Genomic DNA, 7,241 nt, shown 5'->3' with positions numbered 1-7,241 from the left:
ACCGGAGCCCGATCGACTACGAACGAGAACACCAGGCCGACCCCGCCGTGGAATTGGCCGCTTGAAAGATCTCCACGACGCGAGGGGATTGACACCTTCCAGCCTGGCAATCTGGGTCGGGCTGAGCTTTGGGCAACCTGACGACCCCTTCGACCGGACGCCGATCTCGCCCCGCTCGCGCCAGGCCCGGCGCCACCGCGCCACTGACCGCTCGCTCACCCTCAGCGCGGCAGCAATCTCCCGGTTCTTCTCCCCGCCCTCGAAGCGTTCCATGGCCTGCAGCCGTAACCGCTCCCGCGCGGCCCTTCCAGCATCGGTCAACCCGCCGCCCTGCGCATATCTCACGACCTCAGGGCTACCGGGGCCGGCCAGTCGCTGTCAGGCGAACGGCCCCGACATCACTCATTCAAGTTCAGTAGCGGTCCGTCAGTTTATGAGCGCGGTCGGCAACTCAGCGGACAACGCGCTCGCCGAGTCCTTCAACGCAATGTTCAAACGCGAGACGCGCCAGGGCCGAAAGAGCTGGTCCAGCAAGTGCGAGGCCCGCCTCGCCACGTTCCGCTGGCTGCACCGCCACAACACCCGACGCCGTCATTCCCGCCTCGGGTATCGCAGCCCGATCGCCTACGAGACGGCGTCCGAAACAACATCAACTACGCTGGCACCAGCCGCATAACTCGTGTCCAGGACTCGGGGTCGAGGCCCACGGTCGGCCTCCTCACGCAGCTCGTCCGTACGACGGCGAGCATCCAGCTCACGCTGTTCCAACAGCCCAATCACCGACGGCATCCGCGACCTCCCGGATAGCGACAGCACGACAGGCCGCTATGCCCACAGGATCTCCGACCCTACGTCCGACCTGCGGAAACGCAGTCCTCAAGCCCGGAATGACAACAGCTTCTTAAAGATCAGCAAACGGCAGGAGGGCCATAAAAGATCTGCGCCGAGCGCCCCGCAAGCTATTGCGATCCGCGTGAGTGCTCGGATACGCTCGCGTCGCCCAATGGTCGTTGATGTCAACTCTTGGAACGACTCGCGATTGGCTGGGGGCGAGGCACTTCATGAACGCTTTGGCTCATTCGGCCGTCGGTTTCGGGCGCCTCTGATGCCGGAGGAAGAAGGCGAGGAGATCCAATATCCTGGAGGATTCAACGAATTATCCTCCAGGGGAATTCTGTCGCGGCACGGGGAGCGGGAATCACCCACGGCTGCTGTGCTCGATCTTGGTGGATCCACTGGAAACAGAGATTTCCGGCTGTTCTGGCTCGCCGGTGCCATTGACGGTCTGGGAACGTGCGCTTCCTCGCTCTTTGTTCCACTCATTCTTCTCGGGGCCGGATACCCTGCCACCCAGGTCGGCTTGGTGGCCACGGTGGGCATGGTCACCGGCCTGTCCATCGCACCGTTCGCCGGGGTCCTGGCCGACCGCTGGCCGCGCAAGCGGATGATGTACTGGTCCGCGCTGATGGCGTCCGGTGCCATGGGCTCCGCCTTCGCAGTCGTGGCGCTCGGCCACGTTGTGCTGGTGCACCTCCTCGCCGTGGCCATGGTGGAGCAGGTGGCGAGCGCGACTTATGCTGCGGCAGCTCACGGCACCGTACGCAGAATCGTTCCACCCGAGCGCTACCCCGTGGCGATGAGCCGACTCCAAGCACGGGACGAGGCCGTCCAGATCATCGGCCCCACCGTCGCCGGACTGATGTGCCAACTCGCCCGCTGGCTGCCGCTGCTCGCGGACGCACTCTCCTTCCTGCTGGTCGCAATGGTCAGCAAGGCCATCCGCACGGAACTGAGTCCCGAGCGCGCGGAGCACCAGCCGGCCTCCCTTCTCGTGGACTTCGCCGAAGGCGTCCGCTTCATCCGCCAGGAACCTTTCCTGCGCTTCGTCATGGTGTGGACCGCAGGGATCAACGCCGTACTGAGCACCTTGTACTTCCATGCGGTGTTCACCTCGCACGCTCGCGGGGCCGGTCCGTCGTCGATCGGAGTGATCCTCACTCTGGCCGGGGTTGGCGGTCTGCTGGGTGCGCTCATCGCTCCCCTGGCTGTGCAGCGGATATCTCCCGGCCGCATCGTGGCCGGCGCTTCCTGGACCATGGTGCCGACCGCCGTGGCGCTGGCCTATGCCACCCAAACTTGGACGTACGGGCTGCTGCTGAGCCTGGTGTCGTTCACCGCGCCCGCCGTGGTGATCACCCTGCAGACGAAGGCCGTCCTCATCACTCCCGACCATTTCCAGGGCCGTACCGGCACCGCCCTCGCGACGACGGGACAGGCCGTCGCCACTCTCGCTCCCGCGACCGCGGGCCTCCTCGTCTCCGCCGTCGGCGGGCGCCAGGTGGCCCTGAGCTGCGCCGTTGCACTCGCCGCACTCGCCTGCTACGCCACCATGCGTGCCGGTCTGTTGCGGCTCGCTCAGGACGATGGGGAAGCCGAGCCGCGGACCGGCACACAAGGAAGGACGTCGTGACCTCAGCATCACGTCCAACCGCGCAAGCAACCCGGAACTACGGCGTCTACCGGCCCGTGCTTCCCGCGGTATGCCCGCGGAACCCTGACCGAATGGCGTACACCGGGGACGCCGATGGCCGCTGCGAGATCTTCGTCTGGGACCGATCTACCGACATCAGCCGCCAAGTGACGGACCGTGAGCAGGGCACCTTGCTGTGCGCCATCGACGCCGACGCCGCGGTGTGGTGGTTCGACGCGGACCAGCACGGCCAAGGAGTCTGGCGCGTACAGGAGTTCGCTGGCGGACCCCACAACCCGGCCTTCGTGGGTACGCCGCCGGGAAGACCCTGCGGCCTGGCCCTGACGGACCAAGGGCAGGCCGCCGTAGCCATCGCGGACGAAAACACTCTGACTGTGCGCATGGGCAGCCGCGGCAGCCCCGGCGAAGTGGTGTACCGCACCGAGCTGCCTGCCGTCCTCGGTGGCCTCGCGCCCGGAGGCGACGTGCTCGCGATCTGCGGACCGCCGCACTCGAGCCACGCGGTGCGTCTCGTGGTTCCCGGCGGCGCCACCCTCGCCACGTTGTCCGGCGCCGCACAGCGCGTCTGGGGGCTCGGCTTCGCACCCGGACGCCTGGAACCGGTGCTGTTGGTGATGTGCGAGGACCGCGGACAATACCGCCTCGGTACCTGGCGGCGGCCGACCGGCCTGGAGTTGTTCCCCTGGTGCGCCTGGGACACGGAGACCACGGCGCGCTGGTATCCGGGCGGTGAGCGGGTCCTGCTCCGCCAGGACCGGCACGGCCGCAGTCGACTGTTCACCGCGGACCTGCTCCGCCGTACCGTCACGCCGGTGCCGACCGTCGAGGGAACCGTGCTCGACGCTGCGCCGCGTGCCCACGGCGACATCCACCTCATCTGGACGGACGCGGTCACCCCACCGCGTGCACTCTCGCTGTCCGGCAGACCGTTACCCGGCCAGCATGGCTGGCGGTTGCCCTCCTTCGGGCGTCGACAGGATCTGTGGACTGCGGGCCCGGACGGCCCCGTCCACACACTGGTCACCACGCCCGCCGACCAGCAACCGCCGTATCCACTGGTTCTACTGGTCCACGGCGGCCCCGCCGATCACGCCCGTGACGCCTATGACCCGATGGTCCAGTCGTTGGTCGGCTCAGGGTTTGCGGTAGCCAGGGTCAACTATCGCGGTTCCACCGGCTACGGCCCCCAGTGGCGCTCGGCCTACTCCGAAGGCGTCGGCCACACCCAGGTCGCTGACCTGGTACGGGTCCGCGCCCACCTGCTGAGCGAAGGGATCGGCCGGGCAGGGGCGGTCGGCCTCAGCGGAACCTCCTGGGGCGGCTATCTTGTACTGCTCGCCCTGGGTACGCACCCGGAACTGTGGGACGCGGGCGTCGCGGTCAAACCCATCGCCGACTACGCAACGGCATTCCACCACTCCACCCCGGCGCTGCGTTCTCTGGACGCCACGCTGTTCGGCGGTACGCCGGAGCAGGTGCCCGAACGGTACCGGCATTCTTCACCGTCGACCTACGCGCGAGCGATCCGCTCACCGCTGTTGCTCGTGGCTGCCCGACATGACGCCAAGTGCCCGCCGGAGCAGATCGAGGCATACCTCACCGTGCTGCGCGAGGGAGGTATCCCCCATGAACTGCTGTGGCTGGATTCGGGCCATGACGGCTACAACGGCGCCGAGCATGTGGCCGTCCTGGAGCGCTCCCTGCGCTTTCTCGGCCGGGCGCTCAGGCCCGCTCCCGCGCCGGCCCCAGACGTCTCGGCCGCACGTTGAGCCGAGCGGACCGCGACATACCCACCGAGAAGGGAGGGAGGTGCTTGTGATGCAGAAGGAGATCTTCCACGACGACCCGTTGGAGGGCGCCGAGGACAACCGGGCCGTCGGCGTCGGCGTAGTCGTCCGGTTCCGCAACGCCGAAGAGCAGGACGAGCAGTAGTGCGGGGGGCCGACCCGCGCCACCCGGCCGGGTTGGCCCTGTCCCACACCGCGTTCCACACCCTCCGCCCGCAATGACACCACCGTTTCGTGAGAAGAGGCCAGCGAAGTGCGCGTACTTCTGGTGAACATGCCCTGGGCTCCGATCGATCTGCCTTCACTGGCCCTGGGCATTCTCAAGCGCAGTGTCGACGAACACGTACCCGGCGGTGCGGCGGAGGTTCTGCACGCCGACATAGATTTCGTGGACTGGATAACCCAGCGCACCGATTTCTCCCTTACCGACTACGGCTATTACTCCCTTGCCTCCTACTTCCTCGGCTGCGGCGACTGGGTGTTCTCCTCTGCCCTGTACGACAACCGACGATGGCGCTTAGCGGAGTTCACCACAAGCATGAACGACCGGCTGTCTTCGGCGCGCATGCGGATGACCACCCAGCTGCATGAAATGGCACCGGATTTCATCGAGCACATCGCTGAACGTATTGTGGCCCACGACCCCGATGTCGTGGGATTCACCTCCACCTTCCAGCAGAACACCGCCGCGCTCGCCGCTGCCAAGTACGTCAAACGGCTGGCGCCAGGCATCGTGACCGTCATGGGCGGCGCCAACTGTGACGGCAAGCAGGGCGAGGCCGTGCACCGGAACTTCCCGTTTGTGGATTACGTCGTACGAGGCGAGGGCGAGGAGTCTTTCCCCGGACTCCTCAAATCCTTGGACGGCGAGCGCGATTTCACCGAAGTCCCTGGGCTGTGCTGGCGTGACCAGAGCGGCACGTCGGTGGCCAATCCCATGAGCACCACGCCGTTGCCACCCGCGGCGATCCTCTCCCCGGACTACAGCGGGTACTTCGAACGGCTGACGGCCTCCTCCGCGCGTGGCTGGGTCGAGCCGAAACTCGTCGTCGAGGGCGCCCGCGGCTGCTGGTGGGGCGAGAAGCACCACTGCACGTTCTGCGGATTGAACGGTTCGTTCATGCAGTTCCGCAGCAAGGATCCCAGCTCGTTCTTCGAGGAGATCGTCGGGCTCGCCCGCACCTACCGCGTCCTGGACATGTATGTCGTCGACAACATCCTCGACATGGGATACGTGACCTCGCTGCTGCCGCGCATCGTTGAGAGCGGATTCGATCTGCGCATGCACTACGAGATCAAGTCAAACATGCGACGCGGTCAGTTGCAGACCCTCGCCGACGCAGGTCTGATCTATGTCCAGCCCGGCATCGAAAGCCTGAGCAGCAGAGTTCTGGGCCTGATGGACAAGGGCGTCACCGGCTGCCAGAACGTGCGGATGATGCGGGACGGCGCCACGGCGGGCCTGTCGGTGGTCTGGAACTACCTGCACGGCTTCCCCGGGGAGGCCCCCGAGGACTACGACGAAGTCACCTGCCAGCTGCCCGCGCTGGAGCACCTCAACCCTCCGGTGGAGGAGTCAGCCCGGATCGCCATCGAACGGTTCAGCCCGTACTTCAACAACCCGGGCCTCGGCTTCTCCGAGCTGCGCCCCGCCGAGCCCTACCGGCTCACCTACGATCTGCCCGAAGCAGAGATGTTCGACCTGGCCTATGTCTTCGACGTGCCGCCGCGCGGTGTCGGCAATGAGGTCGTCGAACGACTCAACTCGGCCATCCGGCAGTGGAAGCAGTCCTACGCACACAGTCGGCTCACCTACTGCGACCTGGAGGACCGGATCCTACTGGTCAGCAGGAGGCGCGCGTTCGACTGGCATGTGCTGGAGCTGACCGAGCCGGTCGAGGTGTCTTTGTTCCGCCTGCTTGACCAGCCACACACTGTGGCCGCCGCAGTGCGCAAACTGCGGGAGACGAACGGCGACGGAGCGGACCAGTCACAGGTGCAAGAACTACTGCGTGGCTGGCGCGAACGAGGGCTTGTATTCGAGAACGGTGGCCAGGTCGTCCAGGTTGCGGTGCCAGCGGTCAACGAGGAACTGCTGCGGATGCACGCCCTGCGTCGGCCCTCCGCCGACAAACTGGCGCCGGCGACCGGATGACAGCCCGATCGCCCATCAGCCCCTCCCCCTCCCCAGTTCGAGGAGAACATGATGCCCGCTGCCACAGCCCAACCCGCCTCCCCCTTCGCCGTCAGGGCATGGCGCGACCACGACACCACCGCAAGCGAGTTGCCCGGCATGTGCCTTGGCGACATCGAGGTCGACGGCGCGGGCGGCGAAGCCGCCCGCAGGCTGTTCGAGGCGGGGGTCCGCAGGGTGGCACTGCCCCGGCCCGTGGACCTGACGGATCCCGTAGACACCGGCTGGACCGTGCGGGCCCTCAGCTTCGTCGGTGATCTGACGAGTCTGGCGATCGCTGTCGACTGGCAGGTCCGCCCAGGTCCCGGACCCGCTTCCTGGAACAGGCTGAACCATCTGCATCCCCCGACCGCGCTGTTGGACGTGCCGGAGGCAGAAGAGGCGCTGCGGAGCTGGCGCAACGGCTACTACATCTGCAAGTGCGTACACCGGCAGGGGCCGGGCTTCGTGCAGGTTCGGGACCGGCGCTTCGGTGAACTGCGCCGGTTCATCATCGATGAGCCCGAGTATCAGGCGGCGATCGCCGCACTCGCCGACGGCGTCCCCACCACTGCACTCCCGCAGGACGTGGTGGATGACTTCGTCACCGAGGAGTTGGCGGTACGGTTCGGCGACCATATCTGGTGGGCACCGTACCGGGTACGGCGGTGGCCTCAGACACCGACGATGATCTGAGAAGTTGTTGTCTTTCCGGACTTGAGGACTGCGTTTTCGCTGGTGGGGCATAGGGCGGACGTTCCCGTGGGAGTGGTGGCGTGTCGTGTCGTCG

6 protein-coding genes are annotated in these 7,241 nt (G+C 66.6%); 5 read left to right on the top strand and 1 reads right to left on the bottom strand.

Annotated features, from left to right (window positions below; translation table 11 throughout):
* Positions 1 to 345: helix-turn-helix domain-containing protein (locus ACIPSA_RS51270; protein ID WP_402649202.1), on the bottom strand; the 345-nt coding region annotated here is incomplete at its 3' end.
* Between ACIPSA_RS51270 and ACIPSA_RS51265 the strand changes: the two genes are divergently transcribed.
* The 5 genes from ACIPSA_RS51265 to ACIPSA_RS51245 all read left to right on the top strand — a co-directional run bounded on the left by ACIPSA_RS51265 (position 272) and on the right by ACIPSA_RS51245 (position 7,147).
* On the top strand, positions 272 to 676 hold the full coding sequence (locus ACIPSA_RS51265; RefSeq protein ID WP_402649199.1) for an integrase core domain-containing protein: 405 nt from the start codon (positions 272 to 274) through the stop codon (positions 674 to 676). The two genes, ACIPSA_RS51270 and ACIPSA_RS51265, sit on opposite strands and share 74 nt — an antisense overlap.
* Before the next feature lie 327 nt (positions 677 to 1,003).
* Positions 1,004 to 2,470, top strand: a complete 1,467-nt coding sequence (locus ACIPSA_RS51260) for an MFS transporter (RefSeq protein ID WP_402649196.1) — start codon at positions 1,004 to 1,006, stop codon at positions 2,468 to 2,470.
* A 92-nt stretch (positions 2,471 to 2,562) separates the two neighbouring features.
* Positions 2,563 to 4,260 carry an alpha/beta hydrolase family protein gene (locus tag ACIPSA_RS51255; protein WP_402649193.1) on the top strand — a complete coding sequence of 566 codons (1,698 nt, stop codon included), beginning with the start codon at positions 2,563 to 2,565 and terminating at the stop codon, positions 4,258 to 4,260.
* 271 nt (positions 4,261 to 4,531) lie between these two features.
* Positions 4,532 to 6,433 carry a RiPP maturation radical SAM C-methyltransferase gene (locus ACIPSA_RS51250; RefSeq protein WP_402649190.1) on the top strand — a complete coding sequence of 634 codons (1,902 nt, stop codon included), beginning with the start codon at positions 4,532 to 4,534 and terminating at the stop codon, positions 6,431 to 6,433.
* Positions 6,434 to 6,484: 51 nt separating this feature from the next.
* The gene (locus ACIPSA_RS51245; RefSeq protein WP_402649187.1) at positions 6,485 to 7,147 is read left to right on the top strand and encodes a DUF5825 family protein; all 663 of its coding nucleotides are present in this window, start codon (positions 6,485 to 6,487) and stop codon (positions 7,145 to 7,147) included.
* The last annotated feature ends 94 nt before the right edge of the window (positions 7,148 to 7,241 follow it).

This window comes from Streptomyces sp. NPDC086549 (genome assembly GCF_044746205.1).
Taxonomy (GTDB): Bacteria; Actinomycetota; Actinomycetes; order Streptomycetales; family Streptomycetaceae; genus Streptomyces.
Note: the sequence above shows the minus strand (reverse complement) of the source record. Positions and strands in the feature narration are given on the sequence as shown.